The organism is Anaerotaenia torta (assembly GCF_050433395.1).
In the GTDB taxonomy this organism is placed as follows: domain Bacteria; phylum Bacillota; class Clostridia; order Lachnospirales; family Lachnospiraceae; genus Mobilitalea; species Mobilitalea torta.
Genome location: NZ_JBNPXH010000011.1, coordinates 87,630 through 112,111, shown reverse-complemented (window position 1 = coordinate 112,111; position 24,482 = coordinate 87,630). Strand labels below are relative to the sequence as shown.

The 24,482-nt window shown below is 45.8% G+C and carries 21 protein-coding genes and 3 tRNA genes; 15 read left to right on the top strand and 9 right to left on the bottom strand.

Features of this window, described 5'->3' with window-relative positions; genetic code table 11:
• Both HNQ56_RS17490 and HNQ56_RS17485 read left to right on the top strand, forming a co-directional pair.
• Nucleotides 1-714, top strand: a 714-nt coding sequence (locus tag HNQ56_RS17490; RefSeq protein ID WP_429148889.1) for an exosporium glycoprotein BclB-related protein, incomplete at its 5' end; no start/stop codon positions are given.
• An 82-nt stretch (nt 715-796) separates the two neighbouring features.
• Nucleotides 797-1,018, top strand: a complete 222-nt coding sequence (locus tag HNQ56_RS17485; RefSeq protein ID WP_429148887.1) for a BclA C-terminal domain-containing protein — start codon at nt 797-799, stop codon at nt 1,016-1,018.
• A 101-nt stretch (nt 1,019-1,119) separates the two neighbouring features.
• Here HNQ56_RS17485 and HNQ56_RS17480 read toward each other — a convergent pair whose 3' ends face one another.
• The 4 genes from HNQ56_RS17480 to HNQ56_RS17465 all read right to left on the bottom strand — a co-directional run bounded on the left by HNQ56_RS17480 (nt 1,120) and on the right by HNQ56_RS17465 (nt 3,351).
• Complete coding sequence (locus HNQ56_RS17480) at nt 1,120-1,596, bottom strand: pyridoxamine 5'-phosphate oxidase family protein (RefSeq protein ID WP_429148885.1); 477 nt, start codon at nt 1,594-1,596, stop codon at nt 1,120-1,122.
• 73 nt (nt 1,597-1,669) lie between these two features.
• Nucleotides 1,670-2,287, bottom strand: a complete 618-nt coding sequence (locus tag HNQ56_RS17475; RefSeq protein ID WP_429148884.1) for a DUF6273 domain-containing protein — start codon at nt 2,285-2,287, stop codon at nt 1,670-1,672.
• Between the two features lie 102 nt (nt 2,288-2,389).
• Entirely contained in the window at nt 2,390-3,034 is a 645-nt protein-coding gene (locus HNQ56_RS17470) for a Type 1 glutamine amidotransferase-like domain-containing protein (protein WP_429148882.1), read from the bottom strand.
• Between the two features lie 232 nt (nt 3,035-3,266).
• Nucleotides 3,267-3,351, bottom strand: a tRNA-Leu gene (locus tag HNQ56_RS17465).
• Between the two features lie 149 nt (nt 3,352-3,500).
• Between HNQ56_RS17465 and HNQ56_RS17460 the strand changes: the two genes are divergently transcribed.
• Nucleotides 3,501-3,572: transfer RNA gene (locus HNQ56_RS17460), tRNA-Asn, on the top strand.
• A 118-nt stretch (nt 3,573-3,690) separates the two neighbouring features.
• On the opposite strand, the gene HNQ56_RS17455 is transcribed toward HNQ56_RS17460, so the two are convergent.
• On the bottom strand, nt 3,691-4,995 hold the full coding sequence (locus HNQ56_RS17455) for an alpha-L-fucosidase (protein WP_429148880.1): 1,305 nt from the start codon (nt 4,993-4,995) through the stop codon (nt 3,691-3,693).
• Nucleotides 4,996-5,126: 131 nt separating this feature from the next.
• Between HNQ56_RS17455 and HNQ56_RS17450 the strand changes: the two genes are divergently transcribed.
• From HNQ56_RS17450 to HNQ56_RS17420, 7 genes are all read left to right on the top strand, one after another.
• Nucleotides 5,127-5,936 carry a helix-turn-helix domain-containing protein gene (locus HNQ56_RS17450; protein ID WP_429148878.1) on the top strand — a complete coding sequence of 270 codons (810 nt, stop codon included), beginning with the start codon at nt 5,127-5,129 and terminating at the stop codon, nt 5,934-5,936.
• 84 nt (nt 5,937-6,020) lie between these two features.
• The gene (locus HNQ56_RS17445; protein WP_429148876.1) at nt 6,021-7,571 is read left to right on the top strand and encodes an FAD-dependent oxidoreductase; all 1,551 of its coding nucleotides are present in this window, start codon (nt 6,021-6,023) and stop codon (nt 7,569-7,571) included.
• 121 nt (nt 7,572-7,692) lie between these two features.
• A tRNA-Leu gene (locus HNQ56_RS17440) sits at nt 7,693-7,776 on the top strand.
• Between the two features lie 441 nt (nt 7,777-8,217).
• On the top strand, nt 8,218-10,410 hold the full coding sequence (locus HNQ56_RS17435; RefSeq protein WP_429148874.1) for a methyl-accepting chemotaxis protein: 2,193 nt from the start codon (nt 8,218-8,220) through the stop codon (nt 10,408-10,410).
• Nucleotides 10,411-10,594: 184 nt separating this feature from the next.
• Nucleotides 10,595-11,770: an MFS transporter gene (locus HNQ56_RS17430; RefSeq protein ID WP_429148873.1), complete on the top strand. Its 1,176-nt coding sequence runs from the start codon at nt 10,595-10,597 to the stop codon at nt 11,768-11,770.
• 286 nt (nt 11,771-12,056) lie between these two features.
• Nucleotides 12,057-13,343: a mechanosensitive ion channel family protein gene (locus tag HNQ56_RS17425; protein WP_429148871.1), complete on the top strand. Its 1,287-nt coding sequence runs from the start codon at nt 12,057-12,059 to the stop codon at nt 13,341-13,343.
• Nucleotides 13,344-13,346: 3 nt separating this feature from the next.
• On the top strand, nt 13,347-13,841 hold the full coding sequence (locus HNQ56_RS17420; protein ID WP_429148870.1) for an HD domain-containing protein: 495 nt from the start codon (nt 13,347-13,349) through the stop codon (nt 13,839-13,841).
• A gap of 65 nt (nt 13,842-13,906) precedes the next feature.
• Here the strand turns inward: HNQ56_RS17420 and HNQ56_RS17415 are convergent, their stop codons facing one another.
• From HNQ56_RS17415 to HNQ56_RS17400, 4 genes are all read right to left on the bottom strand, one after another.
• A complete protein-coding gene (locus HNQ56_RS17415) occupies nt 13,907-15,052 on the bottom strand; it encodes a glycoside hydrolase family 88 protein (RefSeq protein ID WP_429148868.1) in 1,146 nt (381 codons plus the stop codon).
• Nucleotides 15,053-15,101: 49 nt separating this feature from the next.
• Nucleotides 15,102-15,989, bottom strand: coding sequence for a carbohydrate ABC transporter permease (locus HNQ56_RS17410; RefSeq protein ID WP_429148866.1), 888 nt, complete (start codon nt 15,987-15,989; stop codon nt 15,102-15,104).
• A gap of 25 nt (nt 15,990-16,014) precedes the next feature.
• A complete protein-coding gene (locus HNQ56_RS17405) occupies nt 16,015-16,965 on the bottom strand; it encodes an ABC transporter permease (RefSeq protein ID WP_429148864.1) in 951 nt (316 codons plus the stop codon).
• Between the two features lie 82 nt (nt 16,966-17,047).
• The gene (locus tag HNQ56_RS17400; protein WP_429148862.1) at nt 17,048-18,715 is read right to left on the bottom strand and encodes a type 2 periplasmic-binding domain-containing protein; all 1,668 of its coding nucleotides are present in this window, start codon (nt 18,713-18,715) and stop codon (nt 17,048-17,050) included.
• Nucleotides 18,716-19,049: 334 nt separating this feature from the next.
• Between HNQ56_RS17400 and HNQ56_RS17395 the strand changes: the two genes are divergently transcribed.
• The 5 genes from HNQ56_RS17395 to HNQ56_RS17375 all read left to right on the top strand — a co-directional run bounded on the left by HNQ56_RS17395 (nt 19,050) and on the right by HNQ56_RS17375 (nt 24,390).
• Entirely contained in the window at nt 19,050-21,389 is a 2,340-nt protein-coding gene (locus tag HNQ56_RS17395) for a helix-turn-helix domain-containing protein (protein ID WP_429148861.1), read from the top strand.
• A gap of 209 nt (nt 21,390-21,598) precedes the next feature.
• Nucleotides 21,599-22,945, top strand: a complete 1,347-nt coding sequence (locus HNQ56_RS17390) for a hypothetical protein (protein WP_429148859.1) — start codon at nt 21,599-21,601, stop codon at nt 22,943-22,945.
• A 151-nt stretch (nt 22,946-23,096) separates the two neighbouring features.
• Nucleotides 23,097-23,573, top strand: a complete 477-nt coding sequence (locus tag HNQ56_RS17385) for a cupin domain-containing protein (protein ID WP_429148857.1) — start codon at nt 23,097-23,099, stop codon at nt 23,571-23,573.
• A 64-nt stretch (nt 23,574-23,637) separates the two neighbouring features.
• The gene (locus HNQ56_RS17380; RefSeq protein WP_429148855.1) at nt 23,638-24,045 is read left to right on the top strand and encodes a Fur family transcriptional regulator; all 408 of its coding nucleotides are present in this window, start codon (nt 23,638-23,640) and stop codon (nt 24,043-24,045) included.
• A 39-nt stretch (nt 24,046-24,084) separates the two neighbouring features.
• Nucleotides 24,085-24,390: a hypothetical protein gene (locus tag HNQ56_RS17375; protein WP_429148853.1), complete on the top strand. Its 306-nt coding sequence runs from the start codon at nt 24,085-24,087 to the stop codon at nt 24,388-24,390.
• The last annotated feature ends 92 nt before the right edge of the window (nt 24,391-24,482 follow it).

Genomic DNA, 24,482 nt, shown 5'->3' with positions numbered 1-24,482 from the left:
TATGGAGCCACAGGACCTACCGGAGCTACCGGGGTTACTGGAGCGACCGGACCTACCGGAGCGGATGGAGCCACAGGACCTACTGGACCTACCGGGGCTACCGGAGCGGATGGAGCCACAGGACCTACCGGGGCTACCGGGGTTACTGGCGCCACAGGACCTACCGGACCTACTGGAGCGACCGGGGCTACTGGTCCGGCAGGCGACGGAGCAATTATTCCGTTTGCGTCCGGTACGCCTGTTGCCTTGACCACCGTAATTGGTGGATTGCTTAACACCTCCAGCGCAATTGGATTTGGGAGTAACCTTCCCGGCATATCCGCTGTCAGCGGAACCATCAGCCTTCTGGGACTGACGAACTTTGCATTCTCCGCGCCCAGGGATGGGGTTATCACCTCCTTGGCCGCTTATTTAAGCATCAGCGCCGGGCTCAGCCTGATTGGCTCGACTGTAACGGTATCCGCCCAGTTGTTCCAATCCACCACACCTGACGACACCTTTGTTGCGGTGCCAGGCGCACTTGTCACGCTGGCGCCTCCCCTTTCGGGATTAATTACTATCGGTGATATCAGCAGCGGTATCACCACCGGGCTGAGCATTCCCATCACCGCAGGAACCAGATTGCTTTTGGTATTCTCGGCAGAGGTCACGGCTGGTCTCGATCTGGCAGCCGCCATCGCGGGCTTTGCCAGCGCCGGTCTTGGCATTTCCTAAGAGAATCATAAAGTGACCCTTACAATCGTGTATTTTTAAAATGCAGCATTGTTTTGAATAAATCTCAGCAGTTATCGCGGTTGTGTTAGAGGTACTGCTGTTATCCTCCAGGGTGTTACAAAATGGTGCTCCGATTGCGGCTTCAATCGTTACTCCTGTGGTATTTGTAAACAATCTGTCATCAGCTTTTATCGTTCCTCTAACCGCGGGCGATACGTTGACCATGGAGGTGTTCGGACTACTCGGAGCAGCCACTCTTCTTAGCGGTGCCAGCACGTTTATGACGGCTGTGCGGGTAATATAAGATTAATAACGAAAACCCCCTTTTTCCGTATTTCAGGAGAAAGGGGGTTTTCAGGAACCAACTCTTAATGAGAGCATAATGCTTGCACTATACGGATTTATTTACTTCACCGTTTTATTGATAAAATCAATTTCATACTGCGATTCACCGTATTTTCTTTCATTGTCAATAATAGTACCTTCTGTAAGGGTGATACGCAGAACGATTGAGTTCGGATTGTCTTCGTCGCCAACTTCATCGAACCAGTCAAAGATTTTTTTGAATTTCCCTCTGATTTCCGCATTCTTCTCGTCCTTGACCCAACCGAGATTTTCAGCCGTACCCTGGAGAGCATACCAACCTAACCCACCGACAGAAACCTCGTTGTTCTTCTCAATTTGCAGCATTTTATTTTTTTTGGCGTCCGTAGAAACATAAAATACACCGTCTTCATAATAAGCGCAAACCATGCGGACAGCAGGGCGGGGTTTGCCGGCAGCGTTCGGGGTTAGTGATATTGTCCCAAGGGCAATAATTTCTTCTTTCCCATTTCCGCAGCGTTCCTCCATAAGTTTCATCGCGTTTTCGTATTTACTCATTTTAGTTCTCCTTTAAAATATATTTAATTTATGCTGTAACTATAGTCAAACCACTTGAAACGCAGCTCAAGATTTACAATTCCGGCTTCAGCCACAAAGCGGGACGGACGCCGCCTGTACATTTGCCGTCGCTGAGGTTGCCTTTTAATACATTGTTGCCTTGAATACCGATATTACCGTCAGTCCCGAAGATGTACACGGCTTTTACATTAACGCGGCCGGGCGACCGAAGCCACCACCACCAACATCCTTCTTTACCCCGAAGTCTTGCTAGCCGCTTACTGTTATTTTCATCTTTTCTTTCAAACCAATATCTTTGATTTTTTCCTGGGTTTTGCAGTTTTGAGCGGCTGTCACCGAAATATATGCACACTTCCTCAAGGCTTAATAAAAATATACAGTCCCTCGTATCCGCTCCGCCCTTTGAACCATACCACTGATTATCCGGATTTTTATTTAACACCGGAATTATTCTCGACTTATCCGTTGCGCTGAATTTGTCATAGAACTCACTGTTAAGATATTTTCTTAAGGAGCAATCAGCCCATGTTATATCTATATAAGCGTCATGGTAAGCACGTTGTTCAATTATTTCTTCCGTTATAACCAAAGCCGCGTTATTTTGTATGTCAAGCACACGCCAGCTGTAGTCACCGAATGATAGGATCGAGCCAATTTTATAATCTTCCATTTTCCTTCTCCTTAATTGGGAACAGCAAATCAAGCTGTAAATAATTCATTTCAGAATTGTGCTTTGAATAAAGTTATAAAAATCCAAAGCCACTTACCCTAATTAGAGCGTCTCAACCAATTTTTGAATCTTTGAGTGGGAAATTAAATATACATTGCCTATAATGTCGATTTTGCTGCCCTTTACACGTACAGCACCATTTTGGTCTGCCGCCACATAAATATCCATTTTTTCTGATAAAGGGAAACGTTCCTCGGTCAGCGCGGTGTTATCATGATCAAAATGAGCTTCAAAAGAAAAGGGATTAAGGGCTATACCTTCATAAACAATGCATTTATCTACATATTTATTGGACATGTTCATCCCACCAGCACTTGTTCCCATTACAATAGCATTACTTTTTTTAATTAAATCCGATAATTCAAATTCCGTTAAAAGGTGCTTTTGGTGCCGAGGGTTTCCACCACATAAAAAAACGACAGAGGCGCTTTGAATTAATCGCTGGGCATCTTCCTTCTGCGTGCGGTGATCAATCAAATGATATTCATCAAAAAAAATGTTAGCCTGATTAAACCATGTCCTCTCAAAAACACTATCAACATCAACTTGCTCATCTTTATAATCAGGCGTTTCAGCGCTAATCATAACAAGCAATTTTCTGTCTGTTATATCCTCATGTAACACATTGACTAACTTCTCAGAAAAGCCCTTATCATGAAACCAATCTAAGTAATAGTGAGTTTTCATACGTAATTACCTCCATATGTAATATGTACATTCATCCATTATGTTTATCAAAATCCATAGCGCCAGGCAAGATAAAAATGAGCGATATTCCAGCAACCTTCATCCTCAGGAAATTCATGGAATTTCGATGCTCTGGTCCGGAGCACGTTTTACCCCAGGGTTCAATAATATCACATTATTCTAAAAAAAGGCATAATTTTCCAACGATGGAAAAACCATGCCTTTACTCAAGTGCAGTTGAGGGGACTTGAACCCCTACCCAGTTTACCCGGACTAGAACCTGAATCTAGCGCGTATGCCAATTCCGCCACAACTGCATGTATTTTGTTCCACTACTGCGGAACGAGTTTCATTATAACACAATGTTTTTTTAATTTCAACTAGAAAATAAAAATATTTTTTAACTTGTACACCGTAAAAAATCCCTTGACACCAACACTGCAACGTATTAAAATTAACACTGTATTCCTCGATAGCTCAATGGTAGAGCACACGGCTGTTAACCGTGGGGTTGTAGGTTCGAGCCCTACTCGGGGAGCTTTTCTTTTACGGATGAGGCATATATGCCTCATCCGTTTTATCTTTGCTCCTATCTTCTTAGCCGCCTCATTCAATGACGTCCGCCCTGCTCTCCGGCTATAGCCACGCTTTCTTAATTATAACAACTCCAACTCAATCACCGTATCCAACTCGTCATACAAACCGGGAGTTTCCAAATTCACATAAAGGTCCTCAGGCTTATGGGCATTCCAGGGTCTGGCAATGGATAATTCACAGCCATCCTCCAGCAAGCGGGCCTTCTTAACCTTATTCTGCAATCCGGGAAGGCAGACGGCATCTGTAAAACGGTGGTATACATGGGCATAAAGCTTCTTCCCGTTCTGAGTATAACGGCCGAAACGCGGGACAGGGAATTCACTTGTCGTACAGCCATAGATACATTCGGAATTTTTCTGCATCCATTCCCCGACTTCTCTGAGAATACGAAGGCTTTCCTTGGGAAAATCGCCTTTTGCATTAGGCCCCACATTGATCAGCATATTGCCTCCCATAGAGACACATTCCACCAGCATCTCAATCACATTCTTTGTGGTTTTATAATTACTCGGCTTGTGCTTGGCGTAGCCCCAGTTATTATCCAGGGTCAGGCATAACTCCCAGGGAACGGGACGGCCCAATTCATCCAGGATTGGATCGGCGGGCATCATACATTCCGGTGACACAAAGTCTCCGGAATAGAACTCCGGCTCAGCCTTCCTGCAGTCACCGCCCAGGCGGTTGTCGATGATGATCTCCGGCTGCAGAGAACGAATCATCTTCACCAGCTCTGTTGCCTTCCAGGTCTCTCCCATCATCTCTTCAAAGCATGTCCCCTTCAGAGCCTCGCTCTTGTAGGAAAAATCAAACCAGAGAAGATCAATCTTACCGTAATTGGTGAGCAGTTCACGTACCTGGTTATGAAAATAAGTGACATAGTTATCCCAATGATGGGTTGCTCCCTTCCAGGCCTCATTATCCCTCATGGGATGGTGAAGGTCTCCATAATGGGGATAGTCCGGATGATGCCAGTCCAGCAGGGAATAATAGAGTCCTACCCGGAGTCCTTCCGCCCGAAAGGCTTCCACATATTCGCGGACCAGATCCCGCCCGCACTGGGTATTCGTGCTCTTGTAATCCGTGTATTGCGAGTCAAACAGGCAAAATCCCTCATGATGCTTGGCGGTCAGCACAGCATATTTCATGCCGGCATTTTTGGCCGCCCTGGCCCATTCCCTGGGATTATAGCGGGTGGGGTTAAATTCCTCGAAATACTTCTGATAATCCTCCGCGGACAGTCTTTCATAGTTCCGGATCCATTCTCCCCGGGCCGGGATGGCATATAATCCCCAATGGATAAACATCCCGAACCTGTCCTGTGCATACCAGGCAGTGCGTCGCTTGCGCTCCTCATAAAATGTCATTTCATATCCTCCTCACAGCTATATCTTGATAACAAAAGTATAGCAGAACAAGGAAATTGATGTTATGATAAAACTTACAATAAGTTGTAAAAAACTAACCCATTTTAATTCCTTTGGATTGGAGTAAGGATATGGAAAGCTTTGATCATTTTTCAAATTTATTTATCGTGTATTATTACGGAAGCTATATTCATTTAGACCAAAAATGGAAAGGCTTCGACCAGAGCTGTGTCTACAGCAAGTTTTATTATATTACCGAAGGAGAGTGCGAGATCAAAATAGGGGATACGCCTTATCGCGGCATTCCAGGAAGATTCTTCTATATTCCCGCGGGTACCCGGCATTCCTTCTACCATATCAATGATCATTACCTGACGAAGCACTGGGTTCATTTCAAGCTGGAGGCAGGAGGAGAAGGTCTTGACCGCCGGTACCTGCTGCCCTTCTATGTTGACGTGGAGGATGACACGGCGATCACGGACTGCTTTGAACAGATTTATCAACCCTGCAGCCTGCTCTCCGGGGAGCTGAGAAGAAATGCAAAGCTGTTGGAACTCTTTGGCTATTATCTTGCTCTGAGCGAGAAGGAAGGGCAGATAACCCGGACCGGCAATGAGGATGATTTTAACCAGGTGCTTAAGTATATCAAGATGGATCTGGGCAGGAAGCCCACTGTTACAGAGCTGGCGAAGCTGATTCATGTGCACCCGAATTATTTCATCCGGTTATTTAAGAGCAAGACCGGAATGTCTCCGGGAAAATATATGAATAATCTACGCTGCGAGACTGCAAAAAGCCTGCTGGAGAATACCGATATCCCCATCAGCCGCATTATGCTTCAGGTGGGATTTGAGGATAGCAGTGCCTTTTCACATTTTTTTCACACCAACACAGGATACAGCCCCAACGAATTCCGCAAGTTCTTTGGCAATCAAAAATAAAACCCTTTAAATTTTAGCCTGGGCTCTCCTTCTTTCCGAATAAATATTTGATTTTTAGGAAAATCTAGCCTTGAGGTGAAGAAGATGCAGACAATATGGAAAGAAAACGGAAGTTTTGAAGAATTAGGCAGGGAACGCGGGGAATCACTGTGGGTTCAGGAAGCGTACCGTTATGATAACGCAAACAGGAAGATAGCCAGGCCGGCATTGACAGAGAACATACAAGCCGAGGTGGCGGTTATCGGAGGAGGATTGGCGGGAATTCTAACTGCCCATCTGCTGCAGGAGCGCGGTATAGCTGTCATCGTGCTGGAGTGTAATGAAGTCGGAAGCGGTATGACGAAGAATACCACGGCTAAGATAACCTCCCAGCAAGGCTTGATTTATCGAAAGCTCCTAAGATACAAGGGAGAAGAAAGAGCGCGGGAATATGCCATGGCGAGCCAGAGCGCCATCGAACGATATGAGGATCTGGTTCGCCGGCTGCAGATTAATTGCGAATTTGAATTTATGCCAAACTATATCTACTCCGTGGAAGATGAGCAAGGGATCCGCCAGGAGGTGGAAGCGGCCAGGCGGGTCGGCCTTCCGGCAGAGTTCACCAGGGAAACAGCCCTGCCCTTCCAGGTGAAGGCCGCCCTGCGCCTTGACCGACAGGCACAGTTCCATCCGCTCAAATTCCTGGACGCAATCGCAAGCAGGCTAACCGTCTATGAGAATACCAGAGTAACCGAGGTTCGGAGTAACGGAACCATTCTTACTGACCGGGGCAGTGTCAGAGCAAAGTCCATCGTGGTGGCAACCCATTACCCCTTTATTAATGTACCGGGTTATTATTTTCTCAGAATGCATCAGGAGAGATATTATCTGTCGGCGCTGGAGGGCTGCTACCCACCGGGCAGTACCCGCCTTGACGGAATGTATCTGGATGCGGACCCTCAGGGACATTCCTTGCGCAATTACAAGGATTATGTGATCTTTGGGGCGACCAATCACCGGACAGGAGAATATAACCCCCTGGATGCATATGCCCGTCTGGAGGAATGCGCCAGACGTTACTATCCCAACTCCAAAATTAAATATATTTGGTCCAATCAGGATTGCATGACCCCTGATTCCGTTCCTTATATCGGACGGTATTCGGCCAATACTCCGAATATCTACGTAGCTACCGGTTTTAATCAATGGGGAATGTCTAATTCAATGGTATCGGCAATGCTTCTCCGTGACATGATCACCGGCAAAAGCAACCCGTACCGCAAGGTATTCTATCCAAGGCGTTTGATGTTCTCCGGCGGCAAAAAGCTTCTTCAGGATACCGGGGTAATTACGGCCAGTCTCCTTTCCGAGCATCTTAAAATACCGCGGGACAGGCTGAAGGATATCAAAATCGGACAGGCGGGAATTATTAACCGGGGCGGACAAAAGCTGGGCGTATACCGGGAGACGAAGGATAAATATCATTTTATTTTAACTAAATGCCCTCATCTGGGCTGCAGCCTGGAGTGGAACCAGAATGAACTGACCTGGGACTGCCCCTGCCACGGATCCAGATTTGATTACCATGGAAAGCTGATCAGCAACCCTGCTATGAGAGATGCCTATGATACTTGCCAGCGAAGGAAGAAGTCCTGATGTCTAAAATTCTGGTAAAATAAAAATCGTATCATTTCAAAAAACCGCTTGCATTCTTCTATCGTTCTTGGTATAATAAAGTTCGTTCGCTGGATACCAGCCAGCGTGTAATATGAAGTTTGCAGTCGTGGCGGAATTGGCATACGCGCTAGACTAAGGATCTAGTCCGGGTTTCTGGGTAGGGGTTCAAGTCCCCTCGACTGCAGTACGTGAAAAAGATGGGAAAGCCTTATGGTTTTCTCATCTTTTTATTTACAAAAAGTACCGCCTCTTTTCGGCTTTGCATACCTATGCCAATAAAGCCGCAGGCGGATTGTTGTTCTGCGCACCGGTTTTAATCTATGGGTTAGGAATAACAGCTGCGGGGATTGTGCTGTGTCTTTCAGCCGCACTGTCATCATGCGAGGAGCTGCTCATCACAATACTGTCAAAAGAATTGGACCTTAACCGTAAGAGTTTGTTTTTAGAAGACTGTCAATCAAAACACTAGTACTATTTACCCATCCCCTAATCATCAAAAGAAGCTGATTGTAATCTACAGGCAGCTTCTTTTTGTGGAAAATAAAGTTAAATAAATTCAGCCAGAAAATCAAACTAGTACCACTGAAACACTACTACCGATAAAAGAATAGAAGGGGGAATTCTAATGAAAAATCCGGCAAAACAACGGGAAACAAAAGAGTCAAACCACAGGAACGGCAGGCTGGGAATCAGATCCGTGAAATACGAGATTCTGTTCCGGCTGCTTCCGGTAGTATTGGCGGCTATGATTGCTCTGTCATTTATGGGGTACTATACCTCCCGGCAGATCATCCAGGCTGACACGGAACAGCAGATGGTATTAAACCTTTCCACCGCTGTTGAAAAAATCGAAAAATCCCTGGCCAAAAACCGCAAGGTAGCAGAGGCCCTGGCTCAGGCGGTGGCGGCAAACGCAAGCGTGATGAGGGAAGAGAATTACCGGAAGTTCATGCCTGCCATACTGGAAACCAACAGTGAAACCTTCGGGGGCGGAATATGGTTTGAGCCATATGCCCATGACCCGCAGGAGAAATACTTTTCCCCCTATTGCATGCTGGAGAACGGAAAGATGACGTACTTTGACGACTACTCTCTGGGAGAAGGCATCTATTATACCGATATGGATTGGTATACCAATGTAAAAAATACCGATCAGAGCGCGGTATGGAGCGATCCCTACTATGATGATTATGCCAAGATCTCCATGGTGACGGCATCCTCCCCTTTTTATGATGCTTCCGGCAAACTGCTGGGAGTCGCGACCGCCGACATCGACCTGACTGAATTACAGAAGATGATCATTTCCCTGCAGGTTAAGGAGGGCGACAAAGCGTTCCTGCTGGATCCCAACGGAACCTATATTGCAGATAATGACAGCTCCAAATTACTGAAGGCTAATATTGTCCAGGAAAGCAATGCATCCCTGGCCGAACTTGGAAAAGCGGTTCTCTCACAGAAGCAGGGAACCGGAAGCTTTGAGGAAAATGGCCGGAAATACCTGGCATGGTACACGCAGATACCGGAATCCGGATGGATTGTCGCTCTTGCCAGCACGGAGGCTCAATTATTTCACGAGGTGGACGCTCTTGCCAATTCCCTGACCATCCTCTGTGCCGTACTGGCACTGCTTGTCAGCGGCGCTCTGATTTTCTTTGTGCAGGGAAAAGTCGTCAAACCATTGAAAAACCTTGTGGGTGTCACCGGCCGGATCGCAGACGGTGATTTGAATGTTACGATTGACAGCCGGATCCACAATGAGATTGGCGTCGTCTTTGCTTCCATCAAGAGAACATCGGACAGACTCCACGACTATATTGACTACATTGGGGAGGTTTCCGGTGTTTTGGATCAAATTGCAACCGGGAATCTGGATTACCGTCTCCAACTGCATTATGTCGGCGAATTTGAAAAGCTGAAGGTTTCATTGGAAAGGATTCGTTCCTCCCTGAGCCGGACACTATCGGTAATCAATACTGCCGCTGTCCAGGTCAATACGGGGGCTTCACAGGTTTCAAACGGCGCCCAGTCACTTGCGGAAGGCTCTGCAGAGCAGGCAGCTACCGTGTCAAAGCTGGGCACCTCTGTCGCACAGGTTACAGAGCAGGCCCAGAAGAACCTGGAAAATGTTAAAATCGCCCTTGACTCTGCCAATCAGGCCGGTGACGGCGTAATTGCCGGAAACGAGCGAATGAAGGAACTGACAGCGGCAATGTCGAATATTAATTCTGCCTCCGGCCAGATCGTCCAGATCACAAAGACCATTGAGGACATCGCATTCCAAACCAATATTCTCGCTCTCAACGCCGCCATTGAGGCTGCTCGCGCCGGAACCGCCGGAAAGGGCTTTTCTGTCGTAGCGGACGAGGTTCGCAACCTTGCTGTAAAATCCGCCGAAGCAGCCAAGCAGACTGCCCAATTGATCGAAGATTCCGTTGCCGCGGTAGTCAATGGCTCCCGGCTTACAGAACAGACCGCTGAAATATTACAGAACGTTCTGCAAATGGAAAAGGTAGCAAACGAGGGCCTTTGTAAAATCGAACAAGCTTCCTCTGAACAGACCAATGCCCTTGAACAGATTCGGGAGGGGCTTGCCCAGGTGTCCTCCATCGTGCAGAACAATGCTGCCGCTTCGGAGGAGAACTCCGCCATAAGCGAAGAGATGTCCTCGCAGGCCGCCATACTGCACAAGGAAGTCAGAAAATTCAAATTGAGTCTGGAGCAGGAAGGGGGCAGAACGGAATCTCCTTCGCTGCCTGAAAAGCGTCCCGCGGTAAATATAATGCGCCCGGAAGCCAAAACGGCCTGGGGCAAATATTAGATGCCCTCTTTACTTGTCCTATGGCAGATGATAGAATATCCATAACATAATAAATCATTTTCCTCATAAGGTGGTGTTATTCATGCTGAAAGCTCGTCCTCCCTGTTAAGCCTTAGTTTGTCACGGCTCCCGTGCTCCGCCTGTTATTATCCTCCCCATACCATCCATATAAAAGGAGATAATAATGGACTACTTAGGCAATATTAAAAAACAATACTGGATTTCGTTCTTTCATTCACTGATCCCTGCGTATGTGATTGAACGGCTTTTTTGGCAGCAGCGCGGCATGAACGTGCAGATGGTGGTTTATACGGAAATCATCTACGCGCTGACCGTAGTCATTTTTGAACTGCCCTCCGGCATACTTGCCGACCGGTTTGGGCGCAAGCGCCTAATCACTATTTGCAATGCATTGGCAGCCGTTGAACTCCTGCTGCTCTTATTTGCACACCATTTCTGGCAATTTGCCTTTGCCATCTTTCTGTCCGGCATCGGCAAGGCATTTTCCAGCGGCAGCGGGAATGCTCTTTTGTACGATTCCCTGCTGCCGGTCAACAAACAGGGGGATTTTGAAAAGATACTGGGCCGCCTGTCTGCTGTGGATTTTATCAGCTCTTTGATTGCGGCGCTGAGCGGCAGTGTTTTGGCAAACTTCTTTCATTTGGAGTTTAACTACATCGTATCAATCGCAAGCATGACGGCGGCATTTGTCGTCACTATGACCCTTAAAGAGCCCCCCGGGATAACGAGGCCGGAGAGTGATCTGGCCGGAATGCGGCCCTATGCCAAACAGGCTCTTACCGTGTTCCTGAAGCAACCTCTTGTTTTCGTTTATTGCTTGACAGGGGCCGTTTTGGGCGCGTGCATAACGTACCTGGATGAGTTTTGGCAAATCTTATTGGACAATATCGGGGTGCCTGTATTATTTTTCGGTATCGTCAGTGCCATTGTAATGGCATTTAGGATACCCGGTAATCTTTTTGCCTACAAGCTGAAGGAACGCTTAAGCTATAGACGGATTTTCTCCTGCGCCATTGCTGTTAATGTTCTGAGCTATATCGCTATTTACTTTACGCGAAACCTGTTATGCTTGATACCGATGATTGCGGTGTCACTGGTTGCCGGAATCATTGATCCATTGGCGGGAGGATATCTTCATCATCATACGGAAAGTCATATTAGAGCTACTGTTGAATCATTCTCATCACTTGGGCTGCGCCTGACTTGCATACTAGTGGGTTTATTCTTCGGCCATATCAGCACCGGAAGCTCTATTTTCGCCGGCTTTGCATTTCTGGGCATCTTCTGTTTTGCATACTGGATCTTCTTTCAAATATGGCATTACCGCCGAACAGCTTAATAGTAAAAAGAGAGCAGGTAAGTCCTTTTCGGCTTACCTGCTCTCTTTTCCTTCGTGCTATTTTTCTCTATTTGCAAATCTCCATCCCAATTAATTTAATTTGCCGGTCTCTTTGACAGAAGGCTCAGCTTCCAAAAAGCTGTCACTGCTGCCAGAGCCAGCTCCGGATTGCGGCGGGAAGGAGGAAATGATAATTGACAATGTTGGTTATTATATCTAAAATAGAACTTGGTAAAACTTATTAAATAGCAGATAAGGGGTCCAGATAGCAGAGGAGGAAAAATTGATGGCTGCACAGATTACAGCTTTATTATCAGAGCACGGACTGAGTGAGACAATGGCCGCACACATTGCTATTGCAGTCATGATTATTATCATCCTATTGGCCGCTGTCCTGACCTACCTCCTTTCCAAAACGCTGATTCTGAGATTTTTAAAGGTGGTTGTATCAAAAAGCAAAACAAAATGGGATGATATTCTCTTTCAGCATAAGGTCTTTGAGTGCATGATTTTTATCATTCCCGCCCTTGTGGTCTATGCTGCCGCTCCACTGTCCATGTCCGCTCAGGAGTGGCTGCGCCGCATCGCCTTCTGCCTGATGACATTCACGGTTCTTCTGACCTTTGACCGTTTCCTGAATGCTGTAAATGATATCTACCGGAAATTTGAGGCTTCAAAAATGAAGCCCATCAAGGGCTATTTACAGGTCTTAAAAATCGCCGCCTATATTATCGGTATCATTATAATCATCAGCACTCTGATGGATCGTTCCCCCATGCTTTTGCTGGGCGGAATCGGCGCCGCGACAGCCGTACTCCTGCTGGTTTTTCAAAACACGATTCTCGGCTTTGTCGCAAGCATCCAGCTGACGGAAAATGATATGGTACGCCTGGGGGACTGGATTGAAATGCCGAAATACGGCGCGGACGGTGATGTTACAGAGATTACCCTTCACACCGTGAAGGTGCAGAACTGGGATAAAACCATTTCCACCATCCCCACTCATCTGATGGTGTCTGAATCCTTTAAAAACTGGAGAAGCATGCAGGAAACCGGAGGAAGAAGGATCAAAAGAGCCATAAATATTGATATTACAAGTATTAAATTCTGTAATGAAGAGATGTTGGATCGATATAAAAAGATTCAATATATCCAGGAATACATTGAGAATAAAACAAATGACATTCTTGAGTATAATAAAATTCATAGTATCGACAGCTCCAGCGTTGTCAACGGACGGCATCTGACCAATATCGGTACCCTCCGTGCCTATATTAACGCTTATCTGCAAAATCACCCCGGTGTGCATCAGAGCATGACCCGGGTTGTTCGTCAGCTTGCTCCCAGCGAACATGGCCTGCCCCTTGAAATTTATGTATTCGCCAACACAACAAAATGGAATGATTATGAGAATATACAAGCTGATATTTTCGATCATATCTTTTCCATTATCCCGGAATTTGATCTGCGGATTTTCCAAAGTCCCACCGGATATGATCTAACCCGTGTATATGCGGCGAATACTCCGGAATATCACGGTAATAACAATAACCTTATGGAAACGGAGATGTAGAAAATGAACCGTCAAGCGAACCTTTTACTGCAAATGATGGAATATGAGACGGGCTGCCCCCAGCGCATCCAGCACTTTTTAAAGGTGCTCTCCTTCTCACAGCTGATTGGACAATTGGAGGGCCTGGATACCGGAACCCTCCGCATACTAGAAACCGCGGCTATCGTTCATGATATCGGTATTCGCCCCAGCCTTGAGAAATACGGGAATGCCGCCGGTAATTATCAGGAGACGGAGGGTCCCCCCATAGCAAAACCCATGCTGGAAGCTCTGGGATATGATGATCCGATAATCGACCGGGTTTGTTATCTCATCGCCCATCACCACACATATACGAATATAGATGGATTGGACTATCAGATATTAGTAGAGGCGGATTTTTTAGTCAACCTCTTTGAGGTTGAGATGACTCCTAAGGCTGTAAAGGAAATCCGCCAGAATATCTTTCGTACAGAGGCAGGCAAACGGATTTTTGATATATCCTATCAGACCGAATGATCTATGTAAATACAATTAAAAAAGGATTTCAGAGCATACATGATGCTTTGAAATCCTTTTCATCCTTACCACATTTCAACTTCCAGCCCGCTCAGCCGGAACATGGCTTCCATATAGTAATAATCACCGTAGATAATGCTCAAATGCTTATTGGTATGATATGCCTCCGAACCGTTCTGCAGGATGGAATCCACTTTATCCGTAAAGTCGCACTGCTGCTCCGTTAGTGCCTTCAATAACTTGAGCGCTCCCGATTGGTACATCGCCTTCTCATATTCCGGCACATACCGTTCTATTTCCAGAAGGCCGCAGGCGGCAATCGCGCCCGCCGTCGTATCAATATAATGCGGCTCCCTGGGAGACCGGAAATCAACCGGAGGAATATAATCAAACTCCGCTGATGCCGACAGGAAATAATGTGCCGCCTTCTTCGCCGCGTCCAGATAACGCTGCTCTTCCGTATGCCGATAGGACAGGGCAAAGCCATAGATTGCCCAGGCCTGGCCCCTGGTCCAGGAGGAGCCCTCCTCATATCCCTGGCCTCCGAAGCTCCCAAGAACCTCCCCCGTCTCCGGATCATAATTTATAATGTGGATCACGGAACCATCCGGCCGAATCACGTTTTCCAGCGTTTTATCCGCATGGGCCATGGCGATATACCGGTACCGGTCATAACCGGTTTCCTGCGCCGCCCAATAAAGCAGGGGAATATTCATCATCGTATCAATGATGGACCATCCCTGATGGTTCTCTCCATTCCAGGCAACCAAATAACTTCCCTTGATGTTGAACCGGGAGCTCAAATAATTCGCTGCGATGATCCCTCTCGTCCTTCCTTTCCCATTCCCTGTCAGCCGGTAGTTCGCCACGCTGGAAAGAAGCCACATAAATCCCACATCATGATGAAGCGGATCTATTCCATAATCATTTTGTCCGAGGAGTATCCGGTCCAGCACCGTCTCCATCCGATTTTCCAGCTCATAATAATAGGAAGCCCCGGTTTTGGCATACATTAGCCACAGTATCCCCTCCCAGAAGCCATTTGTCCAATACATGAGATTCTTATCGGCAGATTTATCGTCAAACACGCCGTGCACATCCGTACTGTAAGGAATTTTCCCTTCGTTTTTATGAATGGAAACCGTCATCTTATGAACTATTCTCTCACAGGTTATCTTTACCCATTCTAATTCCTGCTCTGTTAATTTCATCAATATTTCCTTTCCGCTGCTTTTTTGCAGCATTGATATAGATCCGCACTCATCCTTTTACCGCACCGATGGTAATTCCCTTTACAAAGAATTTCTGCAGAAAGGGATAGATACACAAAATCGGTACTGTCGTTATGATTATTGCGGCATATTTAATCGTCTCGGTATAGCTGTCAAACCGGTCTCCGTTACCTGACAGCTCTCCCCCTCCAAGGGCGTCCTGGTTCATGATAAGCAGGGACCGAAGTATATTCTGAATGGGAAGAAGCTTGTTGTCCTCAATAAAGATCGATGCCTGGAACCAGTTATTCCAGTGTCCTACGGCATAATACAGCAGAACTACGGCTATCGTGGGCATAATCAGCGGCGCGATGATGCGAAACAATATCACCAAATCATTGGCCCCGTCCATATACGCTGATTCCGCAAGGCTATTGGGCAAATTTTCAATTGCCGTCTTGCAAATGATGGCGTTAAACATACTCAGGGCACCGGGTATGACCAGTGCTGCCAGATTATTATAGAGTCCCAGCGATCTCTGGTTCAGATACATGGGGATCAAACCTCCGCTGAAGAACATGGTAAACATCATAATCCATACAATTGCCTTTTTAAACAGCACATTTTTTGATGCCAAAAAATATGCCCCAAAAAGGGTCAGAACCATATTCAGCGGCAAAGAAAACAGCACGATCAGTATGCTGTTTTTAAACCCGCTGGAGATAAGAGGATGCCGAAACGCCATCCGGTACGCACCGGTTGTAAATCCCTTCGGCCATAAGAGAATACCGGGATCCGCCACTAATTGCGTGTTGCTGCTCAAGGATGCATTTAATACATGAAACATGGGATATGCTGTAATGACAATCAATATAAGCATAAATGCCGTGTTGAACAGACGGAATAATTTATCTGATTTACTGGTTTTATATTTCATACCTTACTCCTTTCAACGCTTCTGTCTAAAATAAGCTGGTATCATTCACCTTTTTACTGATTTTATTTGTGATCAGCAGGAAGCATATATTCACAAGGGAATTAAACAGCCCCACCGCCGTGCTGAAGCTGTAATTCGCTTCCACGATACCCTTACGGTACACATAGGTGGATATGACATCAGCGACCTCATAGGTAAGGGGTTGGTAAAGAAGCAGGATCTTTTCGTAGCCGACGTTCAGGATGCCGCCCATTCTTAATATAAAAAGGACCGTAATGGTCGGCATCAATCCGGGCAATGTAATATACAGCATTTGCTTCAAACGTCCTGCTCCGTCCACTTTCGCCGCTTCATACTGCTCCTGGTCGATTCCGGCAAGCGCCGCCAGATAGATGATGGAGTCCCACCCAACCTGCTGCCAGATGCCTGACAGGATGTAGATGGGATAGAAATTCTCCTTCACCGACAGCAGATTGCTTCTGGTTCCTCCCAGGGCCGCTATCATATCATTAAATACTCCGTCGGTCTGGCAGAATGCCTTGATCAGACCGGACACGACGACGATAGAAATAAAATAAGGCATATAAGATATCGTTTGAACGACTCTTTTAAACTTATTATTCTTTATTTCATTCAGCAGCAATGCCAGTAAAATTGGCGCGGGAAATCCAAAAAGGATGCTGAGTATACTGATGGAAAAGGTATTCCTCAATAACCGGAAGAAGTATATATCCTTAAAAAAAGCCACAAAGTTATCCAGGCCCACCCACGGACTTCCCGATATGCCTAAAAAAGGCTTATAACGCTGAAAGGCAATCACGATCCCATACATTGGCTTGTACGCAAAGATGATCAGGTATAACACAACCGGAAATACGATAAAGTACTTATATTTATTCCTCTTATAATCCTTCGCAATTGTATGAAACAGGGAAGCGGCTCTCCGTGATGCTCCTGGTACTGATTTTTTTACCATAATAATTATCTCCTCTGAAAACGCAAGGGTACAGCTTTTTCACGCCGTACCCTTTGCAATGTACCGATCTGCTTATGACGGACTATCTTTGCAGGAATCTGTCATATGCTGCCTGCTGGATTTCAAGGAGCTTCTGAAGTCCCATGCTGTCAAGCGCCGCAAGATATTTATCAAAATTATCAAATGATTCTTCTCCGGTTAAGAACTTCAGGGACATCTCTTGAACATAGGTCTGAAGGGTGTTAATGATTATAGTAGCCTCATTGCTTTCCTCGCTTGTTCTTGTTACTCCGGAGGGGAAGAGGTGTTTCTTGGTGTCCTGATTCTGCAGCCATATATCAACGGAAGCAACTGCCGTAGGATTATTCTTCTGGCGAACCAGCTCCGTTGCCTGAATACCGATATTCTGCCATTGTGCACAGGTGTACTTATCCAGAGCCTCGTTTGTACCTTCCGGGGCTTTCATAATTAAATCGGTATAAGTAGGAACGCCGTTCACCATAGTATAGGTCTCGCCCTCCGTACCAAAGTTGGTGTAAAGAAAGCCTTCCTCAGAGAAGAAATAATCCAGCCATTTCAGAGCGATATCAACCTTACTGTCATCACAGCTGGTCGTAATCGCACCGACGCTTGCACGTGAGGTATCCTCCATCTGTATTTCCATATTAACATCGCCGGCATTGATAACGGGATATTGAATTCCTTCCCATCTTGCGCTGGAACCGGAGCTTTGCACATCGGCCAGCCAGTTGGTCATCTGCCCCATGCTGGTAATGGATATCCCCACCTTATCGTTCAATGCCTTTGTACGCATGCCCGCATCATCAATGGTCAGGGAGTCGGTGTCAATAAGGCCGTCCATGTACCATTTATTTAACTGTTCCATATAATTCTTCCAGTTGGCTGTTGCCATGGAGAATTGAACCTTCTGGTTATCATCAATATAGAAAAGCTCATCCGTCCACTTCGCGAAGGAGCCGCTTGCACCAAACGCACCTGCCAGTCCCGGATTCATTCTGCCGATGGAGAAGGCGAACTTCGCACCATATTTATCATCAAAGGTACGGATTACATTTTCAAATTCGGCAATGGTAACGGGAACCTCCAAGCCGCACTCCTCCAGCCAGTCTTTCCGGACAAGGGGACCAGTATACGCCGCATTCCATTCCCCCTCCCGGAAGGTTCCAAAGCCATAATATCTTCCGGTGTCTGTCTTTACGGACTTATTATAATAAGGATTCTCCTGAAGGTATTTCCAGTAGTTCGGAGCTTTTTCCGGAAGAAGACCCGTAAGATCACGAATGATATTTTCATCCATATACTGATCCGCATCATTTACCAGATTATAAATGATAATATCCGGCAGCTTGTCGCTGGTGAGCATCAAATTGAACGCCTGTGCCGGATCCGTGCCGGAGGTGGGGAAGATCCATTCTACTTCAATACCGGTATTCTCGGCAAGACCTGTGTGAAACGGTGATTCCGTATAGCTTGTGTAGGCTTTATTCGGTGTCATAATATAGGACCACACGGTCAGTTTCTGATCCGTATTCACAGGATATCCCTGCGTATCTTCCCCCTGTGCTTCCTCTCCCGCCTTCTCTCCCGCTGCCGCTGTTACTGCCGGGGTTCCCGTATTATCATTGGCTGGCGGAGTGGCTGTCTCCCCCTTACCGCACCCTGTCATACCAACGATTAAGGTAAGAGCTGATAAAAGGGCGGTTAATTTCTTCCATCTGACTTTTTTCATAATACTTCCTCCTATATAAATTATTTTTATATATCCGTAGGGCATACTGTTCTCCCGGTTCCTGCCCGTTCGACTTCATATGATTTCCGCAAATAGCCCGGTATAATTTCAAGCTGCGGAATTCCCTCGGATGTGTCTAAAATTCTAATATCAATTGTGCAATATGTCCATGTTTGATATTCAAAATCAACTGTTGATTATGAAAATATCAGTTGTTAATATCTAAAATGTGTTGCCATTTTTTAAAATCCATGCATTTTGTATAATTATTTTGTTGATTTCATACAAATCCCTCTATATAATAAGGTCAACGAAAGAAAAGGAGATCGTTTCTATGAAGAGTTTTTTTTCCAGAAACTTTTTGGCACGTAAGAGTTTCTTTTTAAGATTTTTGCGTTCTTATCTGATTGTATTGCTGATACCCTTTGCTGCTATTACAATCATGTATTCCAATGCTCAAAAAACCTTACAGGAAGAGACCCTTAGCTCCAATGCCAACCGCTTAAACCAGTTTGTCAATATCATTGATATCGAATTGGGCAATATGATTGAAAAAGCCTCTCAAATACTGGGCAGCGGCATCCTGCGCAAACAGGTTCTCTATCATTCCGCCCTCTCACAGCCATCCTCTGCCTATGAGATATATGAAGTAAAGAAATACCTTGACGATCTGCCCATGGATGACTTTTCCGATATCTTTGTTTACCTTCCCAGGCACGACCGTATTATCTCCGCGGAAAAATCAAGCCTCAGCAGCCGTGAGTATTACGATACCTATTATCAGACAGCATATAATAAGCTCCTGGATACGGAGAATAATTATGATATCTTCTATCATTCTCTGAATCCCAACACCCTGGTTCCTCATCTGATTTCCTTCGGATTGGAACAAACCGCTCCCTCCCTTGGCGTTGTTCTGGCCGCCAACTATTCCAATGTCAAAAAAACAGGGGATGTTACAGCGGTACTTGTCCTGCGGCCGGAGCTGCTGGATACCCTGATCGATAATGCCATGTATCATAATGAAGGCTCCATCCTGATTTACAATAATCAGAACCAGCTTCTGGTATCAACAGAAAAAGAGAAGCTGAACATTGATTTATCCAAGTACACCGGCAATCATGATAATATCTATTATGATACCATAGACGGAGAAGATTATATATTGCAGCTATTCGAATCCCATGTGCTGGACTGTACTTATGTATCCCTCATCTCCAGTCGTACCTTCTGGGAGAAATTAAACGGAATGAGAGCCATCAGCATCTTCAGTATCCTCCTCAGTATGCTTGTAAGCATCCTGCTATCCTGGATGCTGGCCAGACGCAGCTATTTACCCATCTATTCCATTGTCCACACCCTTCGCAACAAATCTGATATGCCCTACGATTTGAAGAAAAAGAGTGAGCTGGACTATATCAAGGAGGTAGTAATCAATACCTTCACCGAAAACGATATGCTGAGCCACCGGATTAAAAACAGCAAGGATAATCTGTTTGAGGAATTCCTGCTTCACGCCATGCAGGGTACCTTGTCCAACAATAAATCTTTCGAGCGAGAGATGGAACAGCTCAATCAGAATTTTATATCAAATGCCTTTTGCATTCTGATGGTCCGTATCGATTCTGTCAACGAGAAGATTACCGGACCCCTTGGCAGCAGTGACGGGCAGCGCATCCTCTCCCTGATTGTCGGAAATGTAATGCAGGAGCTGTGTGCCGTCTCCCACCGGGGATTTATCATCAGCCTGATGTCCAATGCCTATGCGGTCGTCTTTAATTTCTCGCCGGATACCCCGTCCGGCAGCCGTACCGAAGATGCTTTGGAAGCAGGGCATGCTTTTCAACATTTTATCAGGGAATATTTTGAGATAACCTCCACCATTTCAATCAGTAATCCGGCGGAAGGAATTGAGAACATCAGCATATCCTACCGCCAGGCCCTTCAGGCAATGGAGTACCGTTACCTGATGGGGAAAGGCAGTATCATACCTTACCAGGATATCACCGCGAAAAAGTTTTCCTATAATAACGCATTCAATTCCAAGAACTCCATGATATTAATTCATTATGTGAAGGATAACACGGAGGAGGATATCTCAGAGCTGATCCGTGAGATTATCCGGAATTCCAGCATCGACAGCAATTCCTCCTTAAGTGTGATCGAGTGCTTCAAATATGATTTAATCAACACCATCAACAAAATCATCTTTGAAATAGGAGCCGTAGATCTGGAGAAAAAGAACAATTATATATCCCGCCTGATCCAGTCGGAAACCTTTGAGGAGTTCCAGGAAGCGCTCAAGGCATGTCTGACCAGCTTAAAGAAATACCGGGAAGAGCACAACGAGCAGTTCACCATATGCGACAAAGCCGAAGAGTTAATTCATAAATGCTATATGGACGCTAATTTAAATAACAGTATTATCGCGGATAAACTGGACATAACACCCTCCTACCTTTCAAAGATGTTCCGGACGGAAAAGAATATCAGCCTTCTTGATTATCTCAATCAAGTCAGGCTGTCCTATGCAAAGAAATACTTAAGAGAGACAAATCTTACGGTGGAGGAAATTGCGTCAAAAACCGGTTTTATCAGTGACAGTGCGTTAATTAAGGCATTTAAAAAGTATGAGGGGGTTACTCCCGGTTCCTACCGAAGAATCATGTTGTGATAATAAAACAGCAATCCTGTCTTGAAAATCGCAATGCCTTGTTTCAGAATTGGCAGCCGGTTTTCAGAATAAAGCATATTCTTTTTCCTTGTAATGCCTTACCATGAATAGCAGGCTCATCTGCCCTTCTCCCTGCAGCCAAAATCCATGGATACAGCAGATAGCCAGATTATATTACGGACTATACTGATAGAAAGCGGAGGAATAAAATGAGACCGGAACGACTAATTTATACCTTTGTCAGCTATGCATCAAATTATAACACCAGCTGGGGAAAAGGAACCGCTTTGGAAGGGATTGAACGAACTGCAACCCTGGCCCATAAGTACAACATACCCGTGACCTGGATTGTCAACGGAGGCTCCGTCCCCATGATAAAGGACTGGATCCTTTCATGGCATGAAACGTATGGTGATGATGTCATCCTGCAATGTCCCATGTACGGACAGGATCCTCGAAATCGCAAAGCGGAATTAAAAGCCCTGTTGGAACAGGAATGGAATATTGTGCAGGAAGCCTTTCCCTGGGCGAAGACCCGGGTGGCCGCAAGGGGACAGATCTCCCAGGAGATTATTCAAGCCCTGGAGGAGCTCGATTTTCAAGGGTTATGGGGCTATTGCTGGGAGCAGACCTGGTGGGACGGGATATCTCATAAGGGGATTCCCTGGGGCTTCTGGTATGTCGACAGCAACCGATATAAGATTCCCCACCAGGGAAAAGGTAAAATCGTAGGCTGTGAATGGACCGTACGGGATTTTAACCGCACCTACCACAGCGGATGTCCCTGTATCTATTCCACCGATCCCAATGATGTGCTGCGTGCCGGCTTATGTACCGGCGATAATATTGAATACTGGAAGGATCTCTTTCAAGATTATCTGAATAATACCGACCACAATAACCATGTCTTCTTTCTGCAGCAGCAGGAAGCGCATGAGATGGAATATTCTGACCGATTTGCTGTGTTTCCCGAAGAGCATGTGAAAGAATGCGCCAGTATGCTGGATCATTTCTTCCGTTATATTAAAACCTTTCCCATTACCTTTACCACCCTGCCCGCCGCAATCCGGATGTATCATGAGGAGAATTCGGTTACGGCAAAGAGCTGCATTCTTACTTCTGGTTCCCGGCATCAGCCGGAAACAAATGAATATACCCTGACCTTGGGCGGAACCGCAGCCGGGCCCTGGCCTGAGACCTTCCTCTACTACGACAGCCGCTGCCAGATGGCCTTTGTCAAAGGGGAATGCACTCCCAGAACCTTAAGAAGCTACGCGGGCAAATGCAGCATGGATGAGGAGTTTCTTGAGACCATCCCCCAGGTATTCACCGTCTCCTATGAAAAGACGGAAAAGAATATTGATATCACATACGAGATAGGCTATCATCCCCCCATCCCCTTCGGACTCGTCTATTGGGATGACCTGCGCGGATACAAAGCAGCCTCCTGCGAGGGGGCATGCCATGTTGAAATCATAAAGGATAAACTTGCCTTTATACGCATGGACCTCGACGGAGAAAAAAGGAAGGTTCATCTGAAACTGGAACAATCATAATACTGCCAACCCTTTCGTCCTTTGGGACCCTTTCCATTGAAAGAAGCCGATTGCATGCGGCTTCTTTTTTATGGTAGAATACAGGTAAAGAAATCCTGTTAAAGCATTCAATAATCAGACAGGAATAGACATCAGAAAGAGGTGTGATAAAATGAGTGAATTTTTACATGTTAATGTATCCGATGCAACACGCCGGCATAAAAGCAAACAGGATGGCTATGAGCATTATAGGCGGGATTTGGTTCCCAAGGGATTTGCCCGGCAATGCGCCATTTCCTTATACGAATTACCTCCGGGTCAATCTGCATATCCGTATCATTATCACGTGAAGAATGAGGAGGCTTTCTATATCCTCAGCGGCAACGGGATCTTGAGAACACCCCAAGGGGAAAGACCGGTTTCTGCCGGTGATTTTTTATTTTTTCCGGCAAATGAAAAAGGTGCTCATAAGCTCACTAATATCTCAGAAACAGATTTACTTGTTTATTTGGATTTTGATACCTATAACGACATTGATATAGCGTTTTATCCTGATTCAGAAAAGATAGGGGTATGGGGTAAGAATATCAACCAGCTTTACAAAACAAAGGATCAGGTTGAATATTATAGGGATGAATCATCCTATTGATTTTTTCTCTCTCCTGTGGTAAACTGAAAGTCATTATCAAATTGATACGAAGGGGGGATACCGGATGAAGCGGCCTTCAAGATATAACACAAAGCAAAGTGACGCTATTCTTGCATATCTGTCCTCGCTTAACGGCGAGCATGTTACCGCGGGTCAGATCGCTTCCCATTTTGAGACCAGCGATTATCCTATTGGACTTGCAACTATTTATCGTCACCTTGACAAGCTTGTGGAAAACGGAACGATCCGCAAATATACCCTTGACGGCGTTTCCGGCTCCTGTTATCAGCACATTTCAAGCGCCCATGAACATCAGCAAATCCATTTGAAGTGTGAGCAATGCGGTGCGGTACTGCATCTGCAATGCAGTGTGATGGAAAATGTACCGCAGCATGTGTATGAGGAGCACGCATTTCTGATTAATCCCATGAAAACCGTGCTATATGGCAAGTGTTCTAATTGTATCGGCTAGAGCCGGCCGCCGGCCTGATTTTTGAAAAGGAGGAAAGCTATGAATCGTGGACAAATGCGAAAGAGAATTATTGCATTACTGGTTTCTATTCTCTTTAGCCTGGTTTCCTTCTTGTCGATTTCATTTATTACAGAACATGCGGAGCATGACTGTACCGGTCATGACTGTACTGTTTGTCTTCAGCTTCACTCGGCAGGAGATTTGCTTCGGCAGCTTTCAGCTGCTCTTATTTGTGCTGCTTCTATTTACACCGGTCTGCTCTTTGCAGGGACAGTTCAGCAGGGTACGGCTGCTCCTATTATCGTATCAACCCCCATCTCCCTTAAGGTAAGAATGAATCATTGAGATAATCTCCCCCAAGGGAATACGACGTCCATTTGGAAGGCGGGATTTTTGCGCCCTTTTTTGAATGTACTTTGTACGACCTTGTATTTTTG